The sequence below is a fragment of the Halobacillus sp. A1 genome (genome assembly GCF_024189295.1).
Taxonomy (GTDB): domain Bacteria; phylum Bacillota; class Bacilli; order Bacillales; family Halobacillaceae; genus Halobacillus_A.
This window is the reverse complement of the sequence record NZ_JAIZEN010000018.1, coordinates 41,491-62,152: the sequence shown is the minus strand read 5'-3', so window position 1 is coordinate 62,152 and position 20,662 is coordinate 41,491. Positions and strand designations below refer to the sequence as shown.

Sequence of the window (20,662 nt, the reverse complement as noted above, 5' to 3'; positions counted from 1 at the left end):
GATCTGCCGGAGAAAATGGTCCTTGGGTACAATCAAATCATATAAATTGGAATATCCACTTATGTTCATGGTCATCTGACGTTCAAGCATCTGAATCCCTCACTTTTATGTATTGTCTTTAGTGTACTAGAAAACCGGAAGCATTTCGCCCATTCGGACGAAATGCTTCCGGTTTTTCTTGAAAGAGGGACTTTTTCAGTGGCCTCAGCGAAGCTTGAGGAGGCTCACTGCGCTCCCACGGAAAGGGAGTGATTTCCCGGAGCTCTTATTCCTGTTAAACATTACGGAAACCGGCCAATCATCTCGAAACTGAATCTTCTACTAAAGGGAGCTTATATGAATATCCTCTCTCAGAACCATCTTATTTAATGCCTTAGGATGAGACTCTATATTACATCTAAAACAGGATGATTACATAGCACCCAGAGATCGTTACTACAAGAGAACTAATCATATAGAACACAGCTTTTGAGTGATGTTTTTTCTGTATCAGTTCAATCACTTCGTAGCTGAACGTAGAAAATGTAGTGTAAGAGCCGCAGAAGCCTACGCCAAGCAGAAGCCATAACCACTCGGGAATCATTGGTTCATTACGAATGAGCAGCCCGAGCAATAGGCCGCCTGTTACATTAGCTATGAACGTACCCCATGGGAGAACACGTAAACGATTCAGTCGGCTGAGTTCAAATCTCATGATGGCTCCGACCATACCACCTAATAGCACACTCAGAGTCATCATAAGAACAATCTCCTTCCCGCCTTCATACCGGCGATTGTAAATAATAATCCGACGGCTACTGTAAGGATAAGATAGGTGAAAGAAAGAACTATGGACTGCTGAGTAAGGGAAACGACTTCTATTGATAAAGTTGAGAACGTAGTAAGTGACCCAATCAGACCAGTAGCCAATCCTTTTTTTACGAACTCTGATAATTTCTTTGATGCAAACCACGTATATAAAAAGCTTAGAATAAAACACCCTATAAGATTGGCAAGCAGCGTCCCCCATGGGAAACCGGTACTCGAGTTAAAAGTCAGGGCTATGCCATATCTCATAATAGAGCCTAGACCTCCACCAATAGCAATACCTGTGTATATATGAATTCTCATGAGAGACTTTCCTTCCTTTTGGTTCTAAAATAGATGGAATCTTTATTGAATCCATACCAGAATACTATTGTATCATTAATTTTTAAACAGCTTTTTTGAATACCTTACAGGGGTATGGTAAAATTATGTTATCAATATGAACAGGATGTGAGAGTATGGATGATACACTTCCGGAAAACAGTGGGAAAGAACCAGTAAAAAAAAGGTCTGATCATGAGAAAACTCAAATGATCAACCGTTTAAAAAGAATCGAAGGTCAGGTACGTGGAATTCAAAATATGGTAGAAAACGATCGGTATTGTGTGGACATTCTCGTCCAAATTTCAGCTATAGATTCTGCGCTGCAAAAAGTCGGTTACTCTTTAATGGAGAGACACGCAAAGCATTGCGTTAGTGACGCTGTAAGGTCAGGCAATGGGGATGAGGCTATGGACGAATTAATTAAAGTCATGAAACAATTTTCTAAGTAAAGGAGGGGGCGGCATGCAGCGTCATGTATCATTCCCTATATATGGAATGACCTGCGCTTCCTGTTCTTCTCGAATCGAAAAAGTATTGAACAAAAAAGAAGGCGTGAACGCACAAGTTAATTTAGCTATAGAGAAAGCGGACATAACGTATGAGGATGAGCTCCTTTCAGCTTCACACATAATAGAAGAAGTCCACCGGCTCGGTTATGAAGTACCAAATGAACGTAAAGAATTTGATGTATTTGGTATGACCTGTGCGGCTTGTTCGACAAGAGTTGAAAAAGTGCTTCAGAAAACGGAGGGTGTACAGTCGGCTAATGTTAATTTAGCGAACGAAACGGCAACTGTATCTTATAAGGAAGGCTTTTTGAACGAAGAGAAAATCATAGAGAAAGTTCGCCATTTAGGGTACGATGCTTCCGTGAGAAAAGGGGAGGAAGCAAAAACTGTAAGGAAAGAGAAAGACCTTAAGAAAAAACAAATCCAATTGATGGGGGCCACAATTCTTTCTTTACCTCTTTTACTGACGATGCTTGACCATTTATTTGGTCTTCCTGTACCTATGCTATTTATGAACCCCTGGTTCCAGTTTCTATTAGCGACTCCTGTCCAGTTTATTATAGGCTGGCAGTTTTATCGAGGAGCGTTCCATAGCTTAAAAAATAAAAGTGCGAATATGGATGTGCTTATTGCTTTGGGCACAAGTGCAGCATATTTCTACAGTTTGAGCGAAACGCTGAGATATACTTTTGGCCGTCATGACGAGGTGCACTTATACTTTGAAACGAGTGCAATTCTTATTACACTAGTCCTGTTAGGTAAATATTTTGAAACGAGGGCAAAGGGGAGAACGACCGAGGCTCTATCAGCCTTATTAAATCTTCAGGCTAAAGAGGCGACTGTAATCCGAGAAGGGAAGGAAAGAACTATCCCTTTGGAAGAAGTGGCCCAAGAAGATATTCTCGTAGTAAAACCGGGAGAAAAAATACCGGTTGACGGTGTCGTTATATCCGGGCAGTCTTATGTAGATGAATCGATGATTACAGGGGAGTCTATGCCTGTAGGCAAAGAGTCTGGTGATGAAATCATAGGTGCGACCATCAATAAACAGGGACACTTGAGAATGAAAGCCACTAAAGTCGGTAAAGACACCGCCTTGGCAGGCATCATTAAAATAGTCGAAGAAGCTCAAGGTTCCAAAGCTCCGATCCAGCGTATGGCTGATGTGATATCGGGGTACTTTGTTCCGATAGTTGTCGCCATCTCTGCACTTACTTTTATAGGCTGGTTTACTGTAGCATCTCCTGGAGTTTTTACCACTGCGCTTGTCGCAGCCATCGCTGTTCTAGTCATCGCCTGTCCATGCGCCCTCGGCCTGGCGACCCCCACTTCTATCATGGTTGGAACAGGAAAAGGGGCTGAGCTTGGCATTCTATTTAAGAGTGGAGAGCACTTAGAAAAGGCGCAGAGTATCGACACTATAGTGTTTGATAAAACAGGGACGATAACACAGGGAAGACCAGAGGTTACGGACTTCACTGCCGATTTCGACACATTGAGCTTGGCGGCAAGTGCAGAACACTTATCTGAACATCCACTGGCTGAAGCAATTACAGCCTATGCAAAAACTCAATTAGTCCCTATATTGGAAGTAAGTGATTTTACAGCAGTGGCTGGTCATGGAATTAATGCTTCTATACAAGGAAATTCTGTATTAATTGGTACAAGGAAGTTATTAAAGGAAGATAATGTGGAATACAGTTCATATGACCAAAAAATGACTGAGCTTGAAAGTGAAGGGAAAACCGTCATGCTAATTGCAGTCAATGGTCGTGTCAAAGGGATAGTAGCTGTAATGGACACCATTAAGGATTCTGCAAAACAAGCCTTGAATGACCTCAAGTCTGAAGGCATCAAACTTGTTATGCTGACAGGAGATAATGAGAGGACAGCTCGCCACATTGCAAATGAAGCAGGAATCGATGAAGTGACTGCTGAAGTCCTACCTGAAGCAAAGGCCGAAGAAATCAAGAAGCTTCAAGCAAAAGGTCACCGGGTAGCCATGGTAGGGGACGGTATAAATGATGCTCCAGCGTTGGCCGTCAGTGACATCGGGATAGCGATCGGCACAGGTGCGGATGTAGCGATTGAAGCTGCTGACCTTACCATTTTGCGAGGAGACCTTACGCTTATTCCGAAAGCCCTCTTGTTAAGTAAAAAAACAATGAAAAATATCCGTCAAAATCTTTTCTGGGCCCTCGCTTATAATACAGCTGGCATCCCGGTAGCGGCATTAGGGTTATTAGCTCCATGGGTTGCAGGAGCCGCGATGGCATTCAGTTCAGTAAGCGTAGTGTCAAATTCATTAAGATTAAAAAGAATGAAATTATAATAGCGAAAGGATGAAAATTATGCAACTGACATTAGAAGTAAATGGAATGACTTGCGAACATTGTGAAAAAGCAGTTAAAAACGCACTCAATACGCTTGAGGGTGTTCATGGTGTGAATGTGGATATTACAAGTGGGAAAGTAGATGTCACTTACGATGATGCTTATGTGACTAAAGCAATGATGAAAGAAGCAATTGAGGCTCAAGGATACGAGCCGGTAGGATAAGTATTGAAAAGCCTGGTCTTTTAAAGACCAGGCTTTTTTGCAGCTTTATGAAAAAGTTATTTTATTGAACAGCATAAGGCAGCTGATTTTTGTACCCTGAGAATTGCTGATAGGCATTCTGGACTTTCGGCTGCTCAGCTTGATCTACAGCATACCAGCCATTTTTGAACATAAGGTTGTACAGGTTTCTCTGGCAGTCCTGAGTTTCCTTGAATATAGTGGCTAAATCTTGATACAGTGTTTGGTTGCTAGCTTCATTTAATGCGACATTATAGGAACCCGTCATGTATTTCTCAGTAGTCAGCATATCATTCACAAAATCTCTTTCATTCATTTCCGGTGTTTTTGGGACACTTGTTTCAGGGTTTTGGATCTTGTTGGTCGGTTGGTTTTGCGGCATTTGTAATCCTCCTTAATTCATTTTCTGGCTGGATGTATTCAAGTGTTCAAGTATCTTATCATAATGTCTTTGATGCATTTGACCTGCGTCCTCCAACGCTTGCTGAAGTTCTGGAGTCTGGCACTGCTGGGCAAAGAAGTGAGCTTTTTTACAAGCATTCAAATTCCAAGACAGCATATCTGTAATATAAAGCTCGTCTTTTGTGCTGACGATATTAGGGACTTGCTCCATAGGCTTCGGCTGCTGAATGTTCGGGTTTTGCTGATTTTGTTCTTGCTGCATAAGTTACGTCCTCCTTCATTAAAATCAAACTTAGTATGGCCAATTTGAAAGAAATTACTAATTTCATGGGCAATAAATAACTGAAATCATACCCATTTTTATTAACAAATGATAAAATAAAATTGTGTTATCGATTACAGTTTGTAATTTTTATAATATTATTTAGAATCTGTTAAATCATCGAGTTCATTATGCTTCCTGATCTGGCAAGACACTTTCGGGAGTCGGGGAAATGAACGGATTCATACTTTTCGCCAATCGAAAATAAGCAAGCAAAGTCTCCCCAAATAAACATGCTGTAAATTGTTTGAATAACTTTTGAAAATCAATACCAGCGTTTAACATAACTTTTATTTAAATAGTTTAATGGTCGTAACAAATATACATTAAACTAGGCGGCAGGAGGCCTTTTTATGGAACAAGTTTTACGTAATTTCTTTTTGTTCTTATCAAAAAACAAGTTTTTCACAAAGTTGGCTAGACGATATGGTCTTCGTTTTGGCGCTGCTCGTTTCGTGGCAGGCGAAACGATCCCGAGTGCTGTCGAGACGATTCAGAAGCTAAATGAGCAAGGACTGAGTGTGACCATTGATCATTTAGGTGAGTTCATCGATAGTGAACAGGAGGCAAAAAATGCTGCCGATGAGTGTATTGAGGCGGTAAAAGCCATTGCTGGTCACAAGTTGGATTCCCAGCTTTCACTTAAATTGACTTCGATGGGGCTGGATATCTCATATAACCTTGCCCTGGATAATATGAGGAGAATTCTTAAGGTAGCTGAACAGAAAAATGTATTCATTACAATAGATATGGAAGATCATGAACGTTGTCAAACGACATTAGACCTATTTAAAGAATTACGTAAGGACTATGAAAATATAGGGACTGTCATTCAATCTTATTTATACCGCGCAGCTGAAGATATTGAAGATCTAAACCAATATAGTCCCAATCTAAGATTAGTAAAAGGCGCTTATAAGGAATCACCAAAGGTCGCTTTCCCTGATAAAAAAGATGTAGATGAGAATTACAAGAAAATTATAAAGATGCACCTGTTAAATGGGAATTATACAGCAGTAGCTACCCATGACGATGCGATGATCGAGTACACCATGAATATTGTGAAAGAAAATGATATACCACTGGAGCAATTCGAATTTCAAATGTTGTACGGTATCCGTGTTGAGCGTCAGGAAGAGTTAGTGAAGGAAGGCTATAAAATGCGAGTGTATGTACCTTATGGAGATGATTGGTACGGTTATTTCATGCGCCGTTTGGCTGAAAGACCGGCAAACGTGGCTTTTGTTTTAAAAGGTGTAGTCGGCAAATAAGAGGGCTGGAGATTAATTCTCCGGCTTACAGTTTTATTGACGGCGATTTTAAGTTTCTAATTTATTTTTGAAAACGATTGCGAAATATCTGAATATATTTTATAGTAAGTATAGATACCAAATATTGCACAGCAATATTTTTTTACATGTAAAATGAATGAGCATTCATTCAAAAGTGATAGGGGGATAAATATATGAATCGAAGAATCAAGCGTGCCGCGGTTTTAGGCTCTGGCGTTATGGGGGCTGGAATTGCTGCTCACTTGGCGAATGTCGGGATACCAACAATAATGCTGGACATTGTACCTCGTGAACTGACTGACGAAGAAAAACATAAAGGTTTGACGCTGGAGGATGGAGTTGTAAGGAACCGAATTGCTGCTGCTAATAAAGCGGCATTAAAAAAACAAAAACCATCACCTATAAGTAGTAAAGCAAGTCTGGATCTCATTGAAACAGGTAATTTCACTGACGATATGGAAAAACTCAGTGAAGTTGACTGGGTCATCGAAGTCGTGGTTGAAAATCTTGAAGTGAAAAAGAAAGTCTTTGCCCAGGTCGATCAGTACAGGAAAGCAGGAAGCATCATAAGTTCCAATACTTCAGGAATATCAATAGAAGCTATGTCAGAAGACTGCAGCGAAGATTTTCGTTCTCACTTTCTTGGAACGCATTTTTTCAACCCGCCACGTTACTTAAAGCTATTGGAAGTCATACCTGCTAAGCGTACTTCTCCTGAAGTTTTACAATTCATGAAGAAATTTGGAGAAGACGTTCTCGGCAAAGGGGTAGTAGAGGCAAAGGATACGCCCAACTTCATTGCTAATCGAATAGGTACCTATGGTCTGCTTATTACTGTCCAGGAAATGTTGAAAGGCGGTTTTAGTGTTGGTGAGGTGGATTCAGTAAGCGGTCCGCTCATCGGAAGACCAAAAAGCGCAACATTCAGGACACTCGATGTTGTAGGGTTAGATACATTTATACATGTAGCTAACAACGTATACGATCAGGTGGAAGGTTCTGAGAAAGATGCTTTTGAAGTCCCACCCTTTATGAAATCGATGCTGGATAAAGGTTGGTTGGGGGCGAAAAGCGGTCAAGGATTTTTCTTGAAGAAAAAAGGGGAGAAAGGCAGTGAAATCCTCCAGCTTAATCCTGAAACTTTAGATTATGAACCCCGTCAGAAATTGACGACAAAAGCGACGGAATTAGCTAAACAGGAAAAAGGAAGTAAAAGAAAACTGAAAGCATTAGTTACGGCTAAAGGAGATCGAGCCGGGGACTTCGTATGGTCTGTCGTCAAACCTGTACTTATTTATTCGGCTGAACTTTATGGAGAGATAGCTGATGATGTGCCATCCATTGATGAAGCGATGCGCTGGGGCTTTGGCTGGGAGTTAGGTCCTTTTGAAATGTGGGATGCCATCGGAGTGAAAGAATCGGTTGCCAGAATGAAAGAAGAGGGGGAAACAATCCCGGCATGGATTGAAGAAATGCTTGAATTGGGCAATGAACAGTTCTACAAGCGAGAAAATGGAAACGTTTACTATATTCATAAAGGTCAGTACGAAACTCAATCTTTCAACCCAAAAGCTATTCATCTGAAAAGGTTAAAAGAAACAAATGAAGTCATCAAAAAGAATGCCGGCGCGAGTTTAATTGATCTCGGGGACGGAGTGGCCGGGCTTGAATTTCATTCTCAAAGCAACGCAATCGGGTTGGACATCATTCAAATGATGAACTACGCAGTGGATGAAGTGGATCAGAATTTTGAAGGGCTTGTTATTGGTAACCAGGGAAAAAACTTCTGTGTAGGCGCGAATTTAGGAATGATTTTAATGGAAGCTCAAGACTTCAATTTCTTTGAAATCGAAATGGTGGTCAAACACTTCCAGGATGCCATGATGAAAATTAAATATGCAGATAAACCTGTCGTCGCTGCACCTTTCGGGATGACATTAGGAGGAGGAGCCGAAGTGTGCCTGCCTGCTGCGGCAACCCAGGCTTCTGCAGAGACATATATGGGATTAGTGGAACCGGGGGTCGGTTTGATTCCTGGCGGAGGAGGCAACAAAGAGCTTTACATTAAACATTTGAGAAACATTCCGGAGGGTGTGGATTTCGACCTTCAGAAGGTAGCCATCAGTGTATTTGAAAAGATTGCAATGGCTAAAGTATCCACATCTGGAGAAGAAGCTAAAGAAAATGGGTTTTTAGATAGCCTTGATGCTATAAGTGTGAATGGGGATCACTTGCTTCATGATGCCAAACAAAAAGTCCTGGGTTTATCGAGGTCGGGTTACCAGGCTCCTAAAAGGGCAAAGGTCCCTGTCGTAGGTGAACAAGGATATGCCACTATGCTTCTAGGTGCAAAATCACTTCTTCTAAGCGGTTATGCCAGTGAGCATGACTTGAAAATCGCTGAAAAGCTTGCCTTTGTGTTAGCGGGAGGTCGTGTAAAAGAAGGAACATTAGTAGATGAACAGTATTTGTTAGACCTTGAACGAGAAGCGTTCTTAAGCCTCGTCGGGGAAGCGAAATCACAGCAGCGCATGCAGCACATGCTGATGAAAGGGAAACCATTGCGTAATTAAAAGGGGGAGATCACGTGAAGGAAGCTGTCATTGTAGCTGGAGCCAGGACACCTGTTGGCCGAGCGAAAAAAGGGGCGCTTGCCCATACTCGGCCTGACGATCTAGCTGCGTTAACAATAAAAGAGACTTTTAAAAGAGCTGGAAATTATGAAGGAAACATCGATGACGTAATCATTGGATGTGCCATGCCTGAAGCCGAACAGGGAATGAATATGGCTCGGAATATCGCGGGTTTGGCTGGACTTCATCATAAGGTTCCAGCCATTACGATTAACCGATATTGTTCTTCAGGTCTGCAAAGTATTGCTTATGCAGCAGAGAAGATCATGCTTGGTCATAGCCATGCGGCATTAGCAGGCGGAGCAGAATCAATGAGTCTGATACCGATGGGCGGTCACGTCATTAAACCGAATGTGCAGCTAGTTGAACAGGCCCCAGAATACTATATGTCAATGGGCCATACAGCTGAAGAAGTAGCCAATCGATTCGGTATTTCGAGAGAGGACCAGGATGTTTTTGCGGCTGTCAGTCATAGGCGCGCCGAGGCAGCTATCAAAGAAGGGAAGTTCCAGGATGAAATTGTATCTGTAGAAGTAACAGATCGCACTCTGGGAGCAGACCACAAAATAAAGGAACATACGAGAACTTTTTCAGTGGACGAAGGTGTACGTCCAGGCACTACAGCAGAAGTGCTGGCGAAGCTGAAACCGGCGTTTTCTGTAAGAGGGTCCGTTACGGCAGGGAACTCTTCCCAAATGAGTGACGGAGCAGCTTCGGTTCTCGTGATGGACCGTGGAAAAGCCGAGGCAGAGGGGTTGACCCCTCTTGTTAAATTCCGTTCCTTTGCTGTTGCTGGTGTGGAGCCTGAAGTTATGGGAGTAGGTCCGATCGAAGCGGTTCCTAAAGCTTTAAAACAAGCTGGATTACAATTATCAGACATTGGCCTTTTTGAATTGAATGAAGCGTTCGCTTCTCAATCTTTGAAAGTCATTCGCGAACTAGGTCTTGATATCGATAAAGTAAATGTCAATGGGGGCGCAATTGCTTTAGGTCACCCACTTGGATGTACAGGAACTAAGCTTACGTTAAGTTTGATTCATGAAATGAAAAGAAGAAATGAACAGTTCGGTGTAGTCACCATGTGTATTGGCGGCGGAATGGGCGCAGCAGGAGTTTTTGAACTTATAAATTAGAGGAGGAACAATAATGAGTGAATTAAAAGAAATGATTAAAGGTGGAGGGTTTTTAGTAGAGGATTTAACTGCGGCTGATGTCATTACACCTGAAGATTTCACTGATGAGCATTTGATGATTGCCAAAACGACCGAAGACTTCGTGTTAGGTGAGGTTGTACCTAAAATCGATAACCTGGAAAACCATGAGTTCGAACATTCGGTAGAACTTTTGAAAAAGGCTGGCGAATTAGGATTGTTGGGAGCGGATGTTCCAGAAGAATACGGCGGTCTCCAGCTCGATAAGATCAGCTCATCTCTCATTACTGAAAAGTTTTCCAGGGCTGGTGGTTTCTCTGTCACACATGGAGCTCACGTAGGCATCGGTTCTCTTCCCATTGTCTTCTTCGGTAATGAAGAACAGAAGCAAAAATACCTTCCTGTATTGGCAACTGGTGAAAAAATAGCTGCATACGCTCTAACAGAACCAGGGTCAGGTTCAGATGCTTTAGGTGCGAAAACTACCGCCAAACTGAACGAAGCAGGTACTCACTATGTGTTAAACGGAGAGAAACAATGGATCACGAACTCTGCTTTTGCTGACGTATTTGTCGTTTACGCTAAAATTGATGGGGATAAGTTCACAGCATTTATTGTAGAGAGAGATTATAATGGCGTCTCCACAGGACCGGAAGAGAAGAAGATGGGAATTAAGAGTTCTTCTACTCGTACACTAGTTCTCGAAGATGCTGAGGTACCCGTTGATAATGTGCTTGGGGAAATAGGAAAAGGACACGTGATCGCATTTAACATATTGAATGTCGGACGATATAAATTAGCGATTGGTGGAGTTGGAGGTTCAAAACGTGCGCTTGAATTAGCTGTTAAATATGCAAACGAACGCAAACAGTTCAAAACACCGATCTCTCAATTTCCGTTAATTCAAGAAAAAATGGCTACTATTGCTGCTAATACGTATGCGAATGAGAGCTCTGTATATCGTACAGTAGGATTGTTTGAACAGAGTATGGGGAAACTTACTGAAGAAGAATTAAAAGACGGGAAAGCTGTAGCTAAAGTTATTGCTGAATATGCTATCGAGTGCTCGCTCAATAAAGTCTTCGGTACTGAGCTATTAGATTTTGCAGTGGATGAAGCCGTTCAAATCCATGGTGGTTACGGTTTTATGCAGGAATATGAAGTAGAACGTATCTATCGTGACTCCAGAATTAATCGCATTTTTGAGGGGACGAATGAAATCAATCGTATGATTGTTCCAGGAACTCTGCTTAAGAAAGCAATGAAGGGTGAACTTCCTCTGTTGCAAAAAGCTCAAGCCCTGCAAGAAGAAATCATGACGCTTATGCCTGAGGAGCCAGGGGATGGTGCCCTGGAACAAGAAAAGTATTTACTGAAAAATGCTAAGAAAATTGCTTTGTTAGCAGCAGGTTTAGCAGCACAAAAATTCGGTGAGAAATTAGAAAACGAGCAAGAAATCCTTGTCAACATTGCTGATATCACCGGCGAAATTTACAATATGGAATCCGCTATCCTGAGAACTGATAAAGCTATTCAAAAAGGCGGGGAAGAAAAGAATTATCAAAAACTTCTCTACACCCAGGTTTATACTCAAGAAGCTTTCAATCGAATTGAAGCTCATGCGAAAGAAACTCTGATTGCTGCAGAATCCGGTGATTCACTTCGAATGATGCTTGGGGCTCTTCGTAAGCTAACGCGTCACACACCTACAAACGTTATTGCTAAGAAACGCGAAGTGGCTAAAACGCTTATTACTTCTCAAAAGTATATCGTTTAAATCATAACAAGCCGTGATCTAATGATCGCGGCTGTTTTTTAGTAAAGTCATTATTAGGCAGAACCTTTATGAAAATTCTTCACCATTAATGAATGATAAGTAAGAGCGGAGTATGGTAGAATAAGAATCAATAAGTGAGGAAGGGGGAATGATAGGAATGCCAGTGACTTTTTATTGGTACCCGAATTGCGGGACATGTAAGAAGGCAAAAAGATGGTTAGACGATCATAGTGTGGGTTATAACGCTGTACATATCGTTGAAGAGACACCAAGTGAAGATGAATTAGCTTCTATCATTCGTACCAGTGACTTGCCCGCAAGGAAATTTTTCAATACGAGCGGAAAAAAATACAGAGAACTGAATATGAAAGAAAAGCTGAAAAATGCATCTGAAGATGACATGATCAAATGGCTTGCAACTGATGGCATGTTGATCAAGAGACCCATTGTCACAGATGGGGAGTGTGTCACTGTAGGTTTTAAAGAGGATCAATTCGAGCAAATTTGGAATTGATGAGCAGAACGTTGGCAATAAAAGCACAAAGCTTTTATGTTTATATTGTTATTAATTATATTAATTTTAATCTGGAGGGGTTACCATGAGTTTACCAAAAGACTTACTTTATTCTGAAGAACACGAATGGGTTAAAAAAGAGGGCGAGAAAGTCCGTATAGGGATTACAGATTTTGCTCAATCCGAGTTAGGCGACATTGTATTTGTTGAACTACCGGAAGAAGGCGATACGGTTGAAGCAGACGAGCCATTCGGCAGTGTAGAATCCGTAAAAACTGTCTCAGAACTTTATGCACCCGTTACTGGTAAAGTAGTGGAAGTTAACGAAGAACTGGAAGACAGTCCAGAATTTGTTAACGAGTCTCCATATGAGAAAGCGTGGATGATCGTCGTGGAGCCTAATGATACTTCTGAATTAGACGAGCTTATGTCTGCGGCAGATTACGAAGAAATGATTGACGAAGACTAAGCAAAGCCATAGTCATGCCCTGTTTACATAGGTACATGGCTTACATGATCACAGCTTTATATTAATCATGTACAGGCCGTGCTTCTCAGCATGGTCTGTTTCTATATAGTAGGTGACTGACTTGAATGAGCGAATATTGATTGTAGAGGGCATTACGGATAAAAAGAAAATCAACAAAGTTTTAAAAACACCCGTTGAAATTCTGTGCACTCATGGGACTCTCGGAGTGGAGCGTATGGAAGAACTAATACTGGATCATAACCTCGACCATCGGCCTGTCTTTATCTTAGTAGATGAGGATGACTCAGGTAACAAATTGAGAAAACAACTCACTTCAGAGCTGCCTCATGCAGCCCATATTTACGTGGATAAAGCATTTCGAGAAGTCGCTGCTACTCCAGAACACGAGTTGGCCAGGGCTTTATTAAGTCATCATTTTCAAGTGAAGCCTGTCTATCTTATCTGATTGTAGGAGGATTACCTTGCGTGGTTTAGAGGGGATTAATCTCCCAGAAAAATTAAATTCAATGGATTTAGGATTCATTTACATTTATTCGCCTTTCTGTGCGACTTGTCATCTGGCCCATACCATGCTGGAAACAATTGAGCACACTATGGAAGAGCAGATGTTTTGGGAATTGAATGCTTCTCTGCATCCAAAGTTTATGCAAAAGTATCAAATAAAAAGTGTTCCCTGTCTAATAATTACTAATAATGGGGAAATTAAAGAAAAGGTCTACGCTTTTCATTCCGTTCCATATATGTATGATAAAGTGAGAACTTATGTAAAAAAATAGCGGGTTCCCCCGTGAATTGACGAGAGATTTTCCTGGTTTTTAAAAGGGAATGCCTCCTTTGCTGCCGAAAAGTTAAGTAAGGCACAAAGGGGGGTTTTTTATGGAAAGCATAACTCACTGGATGAGACAAGTTAATACTCGCAAAGATTTATTAAAAAAGTGGAAAGAGCGACCTATTGTGTTATTTATTTATGATAATGAAGATAGGATCCCCGTTACCATAGATTCTCAGCAGGTGCGTATCGATTTTGATTATGATTTCCACTGTCAGGTTCATATTGATGCCGACCCTGAAATCATGGAGCAAATTATCGAGGGGGAAGTAAAGCTGACCTCACTTCCCTCTGCCAATGTCCATGTGGAAGGAAAGCTCAGAGATCTTTTGTACGTAGAGTCCTTATTCCTATTAGCTAGATAAGTTCTCCTATAGCTTGTACGATTTCCATAAATGAGGCTTGATCACCGAATTGATAAGCTATATTGCCTTCCTGGTTAATAATGATTGTCGAAGGCACCCCTTGAGCTTTGTATAGGTTGTAAGTCTCAACGCCACTATCAGAAAGTGTCGGTTGTTTTAAAAATTTCTCCACATATTGTTTAGCGTCTTCTTCATTTCTTTCACGGCCTGTTACGTTTATCGTGAGCATGGAAACCTTTTGATTATCCATAGTTCGATAAAGTTGTTCTTTCTTTGGAAGGTCAACTCCGCAGTCCGGACACCAGGAAGTCCAAAATGTAAGAATGACAACTTTTCCTAAGTCTTGTTTTAAATGGTATAATTCTTCAGATTGAATATAAGGAAGTTGAAAACCGGGCGCTTTTCTCATTTTTTTGCCCTCCTATTTTTGATTTGACGTATTACGATAACCATGCTAACATAAATTCTAATTTCATAGCGACATCTTCACTTATCCAGAGTGGCAGAGGGGACTGGCCCAATGAAGCCCGGCAACCGATTTTTTTAAATACGGTGCTACTTCCAGCAAAGCGAGAGCTTTGAGAGATGAGAAGAGGAACCAAAACTGTCTCTTCAATTTGTGAAGAGTTTTTTTATGGATGAAAATAGACTTCTCAGTTGACAGTTAGATATAGTCGGTGCTAGAATCCATTTTGGACCTTAAATGGTTTAGTATATTAAACTGTTAAAAAATATATCCTCTTATCTAGAGAGGCGGAGGGACTGGCCCGTTGATGCCCGGCAACCGTCATTTGATTTGTTCATTTGAATAGGTGCCAATTCCTGCAAAGATTCGACTTTGGCAGATGAGAGAACAGATTCGAAAGTATAAAAGCTTTTCTGTTCTTATGCAGAAAAGCTTTTTTAGTTAGGAGGAAAAGCTTATGATATCGATTAAAGATTTAACTAAGGTATTTAAAACAAAAGATCAAGACGTACTTGCTGTCGACAAGTTGAATCTTTCCATAGACAAAGGTGAAATTTATGGGGTCATCGGTTACAGTGGTGCTGGAAAGAGTACGTTCATACGCCTTCTTAACCGCTTAGAAGAGCCTACCAGCGGTGAGATCGAGCTTAATGATCAAAATTTGACCGGATTAAGCAAAAGTAAATTAAGAGTGGCAAGACAGGAAATCGGCATGATTTTTCAGCACTTTAATTTATTATGGTCTCGTACAGTTTTTGATAATATCGCTTTTCCGTTAGAAATTGCGGGTGTTCCTAAACAAAAGCGAGAGGCGCGTGTCAATGAGCTGATTGATCTTGTAGGACTGAGCGGACGCGGAAAGTCCTACCCATCACAATTAAGTGGAGGGCAAAAGCAGCGTGTAGGTATTGCAAGGGCACTTGCTAATAATCCCAAGGTTCTGCTTTGTGATGAGGCCACCTCAGCCTTGGACCCGGAAACAACTGATTCTATATTGGATCTGTTAGTAGACATCAATGAAAAGCTAGGCTTAACCATCGTCCTGATCACTCATGAAATGCATGTTATTCGAAAAATATGTCATCGTGTGGCCGTCATGGAAAGTGGTAAAGTGGTAGAATCCGGCGATGTTCTTGATGTTTTCCTTCATCCTAAAGAAAAAGTCACGAAACGGTTTGTCGATCAGGTGATGGGCGATCCGGACCGAGAGAACTCTCTTGACGTGATTCATGAAAATTATCAAGCGGGTGAAGTCATACAACTTCATTTTGTCGGGGAGAATACTAATCAAGCGTTAATCAGTGATGTATCACGCAAATTTGCTGTAGATGTAAATATACTGCATGGTAAAATCACCCAGACTCAAAAAGGTGCATACGGTACTATGTTAGTACAGCTTGATGGAGAAGAAGCTGAAGTCAAACAAGCTGTCGAATATATGAAAGCAACCTCAGTAGAAGTGGAGGTGAGTCCGCATGTTTGAGCAGTTATTTCCTAACGTAGAAATGGAAGATATGGTGGAAGCTACAAATGAGACATTGTATATGACCTCTATATCCGTAGCCGGAACGTTTATTCTAGGACTTTTACTCGGACTTCTTCTCTACTTATCCGGACCAGGTGGCATCTGGCAGAATAAACCTCTCAATTGGGTTACTGCCGCTTTCGTTAACGTGTTCCGTGCTATACCATTTATTATATTGATTTTGCTATTATTTCCTTTTACGGACTTCCTTATGGGAACGATACGTGGGCCAGGAGCGGCCTTGCCTGCTTTAATAATAGGGGGAGCCCCTTTCTATGCAAGGTTAGTGGAGATTGCACTGAAAGAAGTGGACAAAGGTGTGATAGAAGCAGCTAAATCTATGGGAGCCAGGAACCGAACAATTATATTTAAAGTATTGCTTCCTGAGTCTATGCCAGCACTTATCTCAGGGATAACAGTGACTGCTATTGCATTAATCAGTTACACGGCAGTTGCTGGCGTAATTGGCGCAGGCGGACTTGGCGACTTTGCTTATTTCTATGGCTTCCAGCGAAGAGCGTTCGATGTCGTAGCGTTCTGTACAATTCTTATCATCATAATTGTATTTGTTTTCCAATTCATCGGAGACTTCCTCTCACGTAAATTGGACAAAAGATAAAATAATTATAAAAAGGGGTAAATCAACAATGAAAAAAATATGGACAAGCTTATTATTCACTGCTTTAGTTTTAGTGCTAGCCGCTTGTGGGTCTTCCGATGAAGGAAACTCTTCGGAGGAGGAAAGTGAAGGAGAACAGTCAGAAATTACAGTAGGTGCCTCCAGTACACCACACGCTGAAATATTACAAGAAGCACAGCCTCTACTTGAAGAAGAGGGCGTAACATTGGAAATTGAACAGTATCAAGATTATATCTTTCCAAACCAGGATCTGAACGAGGGAACGATAGATGCTAACTACTTTCAGCACATTCCATATCTAGAAGATCAGCAAGCAGAAAATGAAGACTATGATTTCGTCAACTTAGGTGGTATCCACATTGAGCCGATGGGCATCTATTCTAAAGATTTTGAAAGCATTGATGAAGTGGAAGATGGTACGACTGTCTTAATGAGTAATTCAGTAGCCGATCATGGCCGTATTTTGTCACTTCTTGAAACTGAAGGTTTGATTACGTTAGATGAAGACGTAGAAAAAGTAGAAGCGACAGTAGACGATATTGCTGAAAACCCGAAAAATCTTGAATTTGATGCCGGTATTGATGCGGCACTTCTTCCAGAGAACTATGATCGCGAAGATAACGTGTTAGTGGCTATTAACACGAACTATGCAATTGAAGCTGACTTGAATCCAAGTGAAGACGCTCTTATCTTAGAAGGATCAGAATCTCCTTATGTTAATGTGATCGCTGCAAACAGTGAAGACGAAGATAATGAAGCATTAAATACGTTAGTTGAAGTACTTCGTTCCGAAGAAATTCAGTCTTTCATTGAAGAAGAATATGATGGAGCAGTTGTCCCGGTAAACGAATAATTATGAATGAAATGCGTTCTGCAGTTGATACTAACTTCAGAACGCATTTTTCTTTTATGAAAGGGGTAGTTATAAAATGAATCATCATGAAACGAATCATGACGTAAATCTTTCACAAGCATACTTACAGGAGTACAAGCATGGTATCGGGGTATTTTCAGAAAAAATGCCTGAAGTTGCTCACGCGTTCAGTGAGTTTTCGGAAGCGTGTTTTAAAGAGGGTGAGCTTTCAAAAAAATCCAAACAATTGATAGCACTAGGGATTAGTATCGTTGCTCAAGATGAGTACTGTATGATTTATCATACAAAAGGTTGTATTGATCAAGGGGCTACAGAGCGCGAAGTGATGGAAGCTTGCAGTGTGGCAGCAGCATTTGGTGGAGGTGCAGCCCTTAGCCAAGCAGCAACCATTGTTCAGGACACCTTTAATGATTTAAAGCAACACTAACAAATAGATAGAAAATTAACGCAAATTGAATTAATCAGAATTAATCGATTGAAATAAGCGCTTACATTAAAAGAAATAACTAAAAATAAAGTCATTCAGGTTTATTTGCTTTTTGGTTTGGGGTATTTACTATGGTATGCTAAATAATGTAAAAATTCTGAAAGGATTGATTTATTATTACTGACCCATTAAGTTTGAATTATACTCCGGATATGGAAAAGGCGATGCACCAAACGCATAATATGAGTTATGCAGAATACGGAAGCAGCATAGATTACATGATGAATGTAGAAAAGAAACGCCAAAAAGAATTCGAACAAAGTCAGAAAATCATTGCCAGTCTCGATCGTCAATTGCATAAATAAATTGTAGAAAAATCAGGAAGTCTATAAGGGCTCCTGATTTTTTTAATTCCATAATATTTGTTATCATAATAAGGTAGAAAATCAGCAGTAAAATCGTACTGATTTTCTTGTCGAATCATATAACTAAGGTCGTGAAATCAATGGAAATGAGTTGATATCACTTTCGAAATGATATAAGATTGTAATGAGAATAAATTGAGAATGGTTTTTGATCAATATCAACAACTGTAACAATCAAAATAGATACTGGAGGTAATATTTATGGCAGGATCAACTCTAGAAATTAAAGATCTTCACGTAGAAATCGAAGGTCAGGAAATTTTAAAAGGTGTAAATTTAACAGTGAACGGCGGAGAATTTCACGCTGTTATGGGACCGAACGGAACTGGTAAATCTACACTAGCATCAGCAGTTATGGGGCACCCTAAGTATGAAGTAACTCAAGGTCAAGTTTTCTTGGACGGGGAAAACGTGCTCGAAATGGAAGTTGATGAACGTGCGCAAGCTGGTCTATTCTTAGCAATGCAATATCCAAGTGAGATCAGCGGAGTCACTAACTCTGATTTTTTGAGATCCTCCATTAACGCCCGCCGCGAAGAAGGTGATGAAATTTCATTAATGAAATTCATCAAAGAGATGGATGAAGCTATGGATACTTTGGATATGGACAAAAACATGGCTCAGCGTTACTTGAATGAAGGTTTCTCAGGCGGTGAGAAAAAGCGTAATGAAATTTTACAATTAATGATGATCAAACCAGCGATTGCCATCTTGGATGAAATTGATTCTGGTCTTGATATTGACGCACTTAAAGTAGTAGCAAAAGGGATCAATGAAATGCGTAATGAGAACTTTGGCTGCTTAACTATCACTCACTACCAGCGCCTATTGAACTACATTACTCCAGATAAGGTTCACGTTATGATGCAAGGTCGTATAGTGAAGACTGGCGGACCCGAACTGGCTCAGCGTCTGGAAGCGGAAGGCTATGACTGGATTAAGCAAGAGCTAGGCATTGAGGACGAAACAATCGGTCAAAAAGCGTAATTAAGATAGGAGGGATACAATGACTGTAAAAGTCTCACTACCATTCGACAAAGATTATGTAACACAATTCTCTCAAGGCTTAAATGAACCAGACTGGATGAAAACCCTTCGTCTGAATGCATTCGATAAAGCAGAGTCTTTAGAAATGCCTAAGCCTGATAAAACGAATATCAAAGATTGGAACTTCACTGAATTCAAACACCATGCAGAAGGTGAAAAGATTGAATCCATTCATGATTTACCTTTTGAATTGCTGAACCTGCTTGATCATGAAAAAGAACAGCAGAACTTGATCATTCAGCGGAACCATACAGTAGCTTTCTCAAGCTTTGATAAGAAACTTGAGGAGCAAGGTGTCATTTTCACTGATATACAATCTGCCATTCGTAACCACGGCGATTTAGTGGAAAAGTACTACATGACTGATGCTGTTCATGTGGATGAGCATAGATTAACAGCACTCCATGCTGCCCTGATGAACGGAGGAGTATTTGTTTACGTCCCTAAAAACGTGAACATTTCAGAACCTTTGCAAACGATTTTCTGGCAGGAAGATCCAGAGGCGGCATTGATCAACCATGTCCTTGTTGTAGCTGAAGAAAATAGTTCAGTGACTTATGTTGAGAACTATACTTCTAATAATAAGGATGTAAAATCGTCTGCGAACAACGTTACAGAAGTGATTGCAAAAGCAGGCGCCAAGGTTTCATTCGGTGCAGTCGACAATTTTGAAGCGGGTACTACGGTATACACGAATAGACGTGGACTTGCTGAGCGTGATGCGACGATTGAATGGGCTCTTGGCCAAATGAACGAGGGAGATACTGTCTCAGAGAATATTACCCACCTACTTGGTGATAACTCTCACTCTAACGCCAAAACCGTAGCCATTGGCAGAGGTACTCAAAAACAGAATTTCACGGCGAACATTACTCATTTCGGTAAAGGTTCTGACGGTTATATTCTGCAGCACGGCGTTATGAGAGATAAATCTTCAGGCATCTTCAATGGCATCGGAAAAATTGAACACGGTGCTTCAAAATCAAATGCAGAGCAAGAATCTCGTGTACTAATGCTTAGTAAAGATGCACGCGGCGATGCGAATCCGATTTTGCTCATTGACGAAGATGATGTGACGGCTGGCCATGCTGCTTCTGTAGGACGTGTAGATCCAATGCAGCTTTACTATTTGATGAGTAGAGGAATTTCTAAGTTTGAAGCTGAACGTTTGATCATTCATGGTTTCCTTGCTCCCGTTGTTAACCAACTTCCTGTAGAAGCTGTAAAGCAGCAGATGAAACAGTTGATTGAAAGGAAAGTATATTGA

At 40.8% G+C, this 20,662-nt stretch carries 24 protein-coding genes and 2 riboswitches; of the genes, 19 read left to right on the top strand and 5 right to left on the bottom strand.

Annotated features, from left to right (window positions below):
* Nucleotides 1-397 precede the first annotated feature (397 nt).
* Complete coding sequence (crcB, locus tag LF817_RS15980; protein WP_253936811.1) at nucleotides 398-739, bottom strand: fluoride efflux transporter CrcB; 342 nt, start codon at nucleotides 737-739, stop codon at nucleotides 398-400.
* A complete protein-coding gene (locus tag LF817_RS15975; protein ID WP_253936810.1) occupies nucleotides 736-1,110 on the bottom strand; it encodes a fluoride efflux transporter FluC in 375 nt (124 codons plus the stop codon). The genes crcB and LF817_RS15975 overlap by 4 nt, the downstream gene beginning before the upstream one ends.
* Before the next feature lie 155 nt (nucleotides 1,111-1,265).
* Between LF817_RS15975 and LF817_RS15970 the strand changes: the two genes are divergently transcribed.
* The 3 genes from LF817_RS15970 to copZ are packed head-to-tail and all read left to right on the top strand — an operon-like array spanning nucleotide 1,266 to nucleotide 4,198.
* The gene (locus tag LF817_RS15970; RefSeq protein WP_305882253.1) at nucleotides 1,266-1,580 is read left to right on the top strand and encodes a metal-sensing transcriptional repressor; all 315 of its coding nucleotides are present in this window, start codon (nucleotides 1,266-1,268) and stop codon (nucleotides 1,578-1,580) included.
* A 13-nt stretch (nucleotides 1,581-1,593) separates the two neighbouring features.
* Nucleotides 1,594-3,972, top strand: coding sequence for a heavy metal translocating P-type ATPase (locus LF817_RS15965; RefSeq protein ID WP_253936809.1), 2,379 nt, complete (start codon nucleotides 1,594-1,596; stop codon nucleotides 3,970-3,972).
* Between the two features lie 19 nt (nucleotides 3,973-3,991).
* Nucleotides 3,992-4,198: a copper chaperone CopZ gene (gene copZ / locus LF817_RS15960; RefSeq protein WP_253936808.1), complete on the top strand. Its 207-nt coding sequence runs from the start codon at nucleotides 3,992-3,994 to the stop codon at nucleotides 4,196-4,198.
* A gap of 61 nt (nucleotides 4,199-4,259) precedes the next feature.
* Here the strand turns inward: copZ and LF817_RS15955 are convergent, their stop codons facing one another.
* Together LF817_RS15955 and LF817_RS15950 are read right to left on the bottom strand one after the other, a co-directional pair.
* On the bottom strand, nucleotides 4,260-4,598 hold the full coding sequence (locus LF817_RS15955; RefSeq protein WP_253936807.1) for a spore coat protein: 339 nt from the start codon (nucleotides 4,596-4,598) through the stop codon (nucleotides 4,260-4,262).
* Between the two features lie 12 nt (nucleotides 4,599-4,610).
* Entirely contained in the window at nucleotides 4,611-4,880 is a 270-nt protein-coding gene (locus tag LF817_RS15950; RefSeq protein WP_253936806.1) for a hypothetical protein, read from the bottom strand.
* A gap of 413 nt (nucleotides 4,881-5,293) precedes the next feature.
* On the opposite strand from LF817_RS15950, the gene LF817_RS15945 reads away from it, so the two are divergent.
* The 9 genes from LF817_RS15945 to LF817_RS15905 all read left to right on the top strand — a co-directional run bounded on the left by LF817_RS15945 (nucleotide 5,294) and on the right by LF817_RS15905 (nucleotide 13,991).
* Complete coding sequence (locus tag LF817_RS15945) at nucleotides 5,294-6,211, top strand: proline dehydrogenase family protein (protein WP_253936805.1); 918 nt, start codon at nucleotides 5,294-5,296, stop codon at nucleotides 6,209-6,211.
* 194 nt (nucleotides 6,212-6,405) lie between these two features.
* Nucleotides 6,406-8,805 carry a 3-hydroxyacyl-CoA dehydrogenase/enoyl-CoA hydratase family protein gene (locus LF817_RS15940; protein WP_253936804.1) on the top strand — a complete coding sequence of 800 codons (2,400 nt, stop codon included), beginning with the start codon at nucleotides 6,406-6,408 and terminating at the stop codon, nucleotides 8,803-8,805.
* Nucleotides 8,806-8,819: 14 nt separating this feature from the next.
* Nucleotides 8,820-9,998, top strand: coding sequence for an acetyl-CoA C-acetyltransferase (locus LF817_RS15935; RefSeq protein WP_253936803.1), 1,179 nt, complete (start codon nucleotides 8,820-8,822; stop codon nucleotides 9,996-9,998).
* A gap of 13 nt (nucleotides 9,999-10,011) precedes the next feature.
* Entirely contained in the window at nucleotides 10,012-11,793 is a 1,782-nt protein-coding gene (locus LF817_RS15930; protein ID WP_253936802.1) for an acyl-CoA dehydrogenase family protein, read from the top strand.
* Between the two features lie 157 nt (nucleotides 11,794-11,950).
* Nucleotides 11,951-12,307 (top strand): arsenate reductase family protein, encoded by a 357-nt coding sequence (locus LF817_RS15925; protein ID WP_253936801.1) that lies wholly within the window; start codon nucleotides 11,951-11,953, stop codon nucleotides 12,305-12,307.
* 85 nt (nucleotides 12,308-12,392) lie between these two features.
* Nucleotides 12,393-12,776 carry a glycine cleavage system protein GcvH gene (gcvH, locus tag LF817_RS15920; protein ID WP_253936800.1) on the top strand — a complete coding sequence of 128 codons (384 nt, stop codon included), beginning with the start codon at nucleotides 12,393-12,395 and terminating at the stop codon, nucleotides 12,774-12,776.
* Nucleotides 12,777-12,897: 121 nt separating this feature from the next.
* Complete coding sequence (locus LF817_RS15915) at nucleotides 12,898-13,242, top strand: toprim domain-containing protein (RefSeq protein WP_253936799.1); 345 nt, start codon at nucleotides 12,898-12,900, stop codon at nucleotides 13,240-13,242.
* A gap of 16 nt (nucleotides 13,243-13,258) precedes the next feature.
* A complete protein-coding gene (locus LF817_RS15910; protein ID WP_253936798.1) occupies nucleotides 13,259-13,573 on the top strand; it encodes a thioredoxin family protein in 315 nt (104 codons plus the stop codon).
* 100 nt (nucleotides 13,574-13,673) lie between these two features.
* The gene (locus tag LF817_RS15905; protein ID WP_253936797.1) at nucleotides 13,674-13,991 is read left to right on the top strand and encodes a hypothetical protein; all 318 of its coding nucleotides are present in this window, start codon (nucleotides 13,674-13,676) and stop codon (nucleotides 13,989-13,991) included.
* On the opposite strand, the gene LF817_RS15900 is transcribed toward LF817_RS15905, so the two are convergent.
* On the bottom strand, nucleotides 13,984-14,400 hold the full coding sequence (locus LF817_RS15900) for a TlpA family protein disulfide reductase (protein WP_253936796.1): 417 nt from the start codon (nucleotides 14,398-14,400) through the stop codon (nucleotides 13,984-13,986). The two genes, LF817_RS15905 and LF817_RS15900, sit on opposite strands and share 8 nt — an antisense overlap.
* A 78-nt stretch (nucleotides 14,401-14,478) precedes the next feature.
* Nucleotides 14,479-14,583: riboswitch (SAM riboswitch) on the top strand.
* A 146-nt stretch (nucleotides 14,584-14,729) separates the two neighbouring features.
* Nucleotides 14,730-14,843: riboswitch (SAM riboswitch) on the top strand.
* A gap of 71 nt (nucleotides 14,844-14,914) precedes the next feature.
* Here LF817_RS15900 and LF817_RS15895 point away from each other — a divergent pair.
* The 7 genes from LF817_RS15895 (at nucleotide 14,915) to sufD (ending at nucleotide 20,662) form a co-directional block, all read left to right on the top strand.
* The gene (locus LF817_RS15895; RefSeq protein WP_253936795.1) at nucleotides 14,915-15,940 is read left to right on the top strand and encodes a methionine ABC transporter ATP-binding protein; all 1,026 of its coding nucleotides are present in this window, start codon (nucleotides 14,915-14,917) and stop codon (nucleotides 15,938-15,940) included.
* Complete coding sequence (locus tag LF817_RS15890; RefSeq protein ID WP_253936794.1) at nucleotides 15,933-16,601, top strand: methionine ABC transporter permease; 669 nt, start codon at nucleotides 15,933-15,935, stop codon at nucleotides 16,599-16,601. The genes LF817_RS15895 and LF817_RS15890 overlap by 8 nt, the downstream gene beginning before the upstream one ends.
* A gap of 28 nt (nucleotides 16,602-16,629) precedes the next feature.
* On the top strand, nucleotides 16,630-17,475 hold the full coding sequence (locus LF817_RS15885; RefSeq protein ID WP_253936793.1) for a MetQ/NlpA family ABC transporter substrate-binding protein: 846 nt from the start codon (nucleotides 16,630-16,632) through the stop codon (nucleotides 17,473-17,475).
* A gap of 76 nt (nucleotides 17,476-17,551) precedes the next feature.
* Nucleotides 17,552-17,923, top strand: a complete 372-nt coding sequence (locus tag LF817_RS15880; RefSeq protein WP_253936792.1) for a carboxymuconolactone decarboxylase family protein — start codon at nucleotides 17,552-17,554, stop codon at nucleotides 17,921-17,923.
* Nucleotides 17,924-18,147: 224 nt separating this feature from the next.
* Complete coding sequence (locus LF817_RS15875) at nucleotides 18,148-18,288, top strand: YuzK family famiily protein (RefSeq protein WP_253936791.1); 141 nt, start codon at nucleotides 18,148-18,150, stop codon at nucleotides 18,286-18,288.
* Between the two features lie 261 nt (nucleotides 18,289-18,549).
* Complete coding sequence (sufC, locus tag LF817_RS15870; protein ID WP_253936790.1) at nucleotides 18,550-19,335, top strand: Fe-S cluster assembly ATPase SufC; 786 nt, start codon at nucleotides 18,550-18,552, stop codon at nucleotides 19,333-19,335.
* 19 nt (nucleotides 19,336-19,354) lie between these two features.
* Nucleotides 19,355-20,662, top strand: coding sequence for a Fe-S cluster assembly protein SufD (gene sufD / locus LF817_RS15865; protein WP_253936789.1), 1,308 nt, complete (start codon nucleotides 19,355-19,357; stop codon nucleotides 20,660-20,662).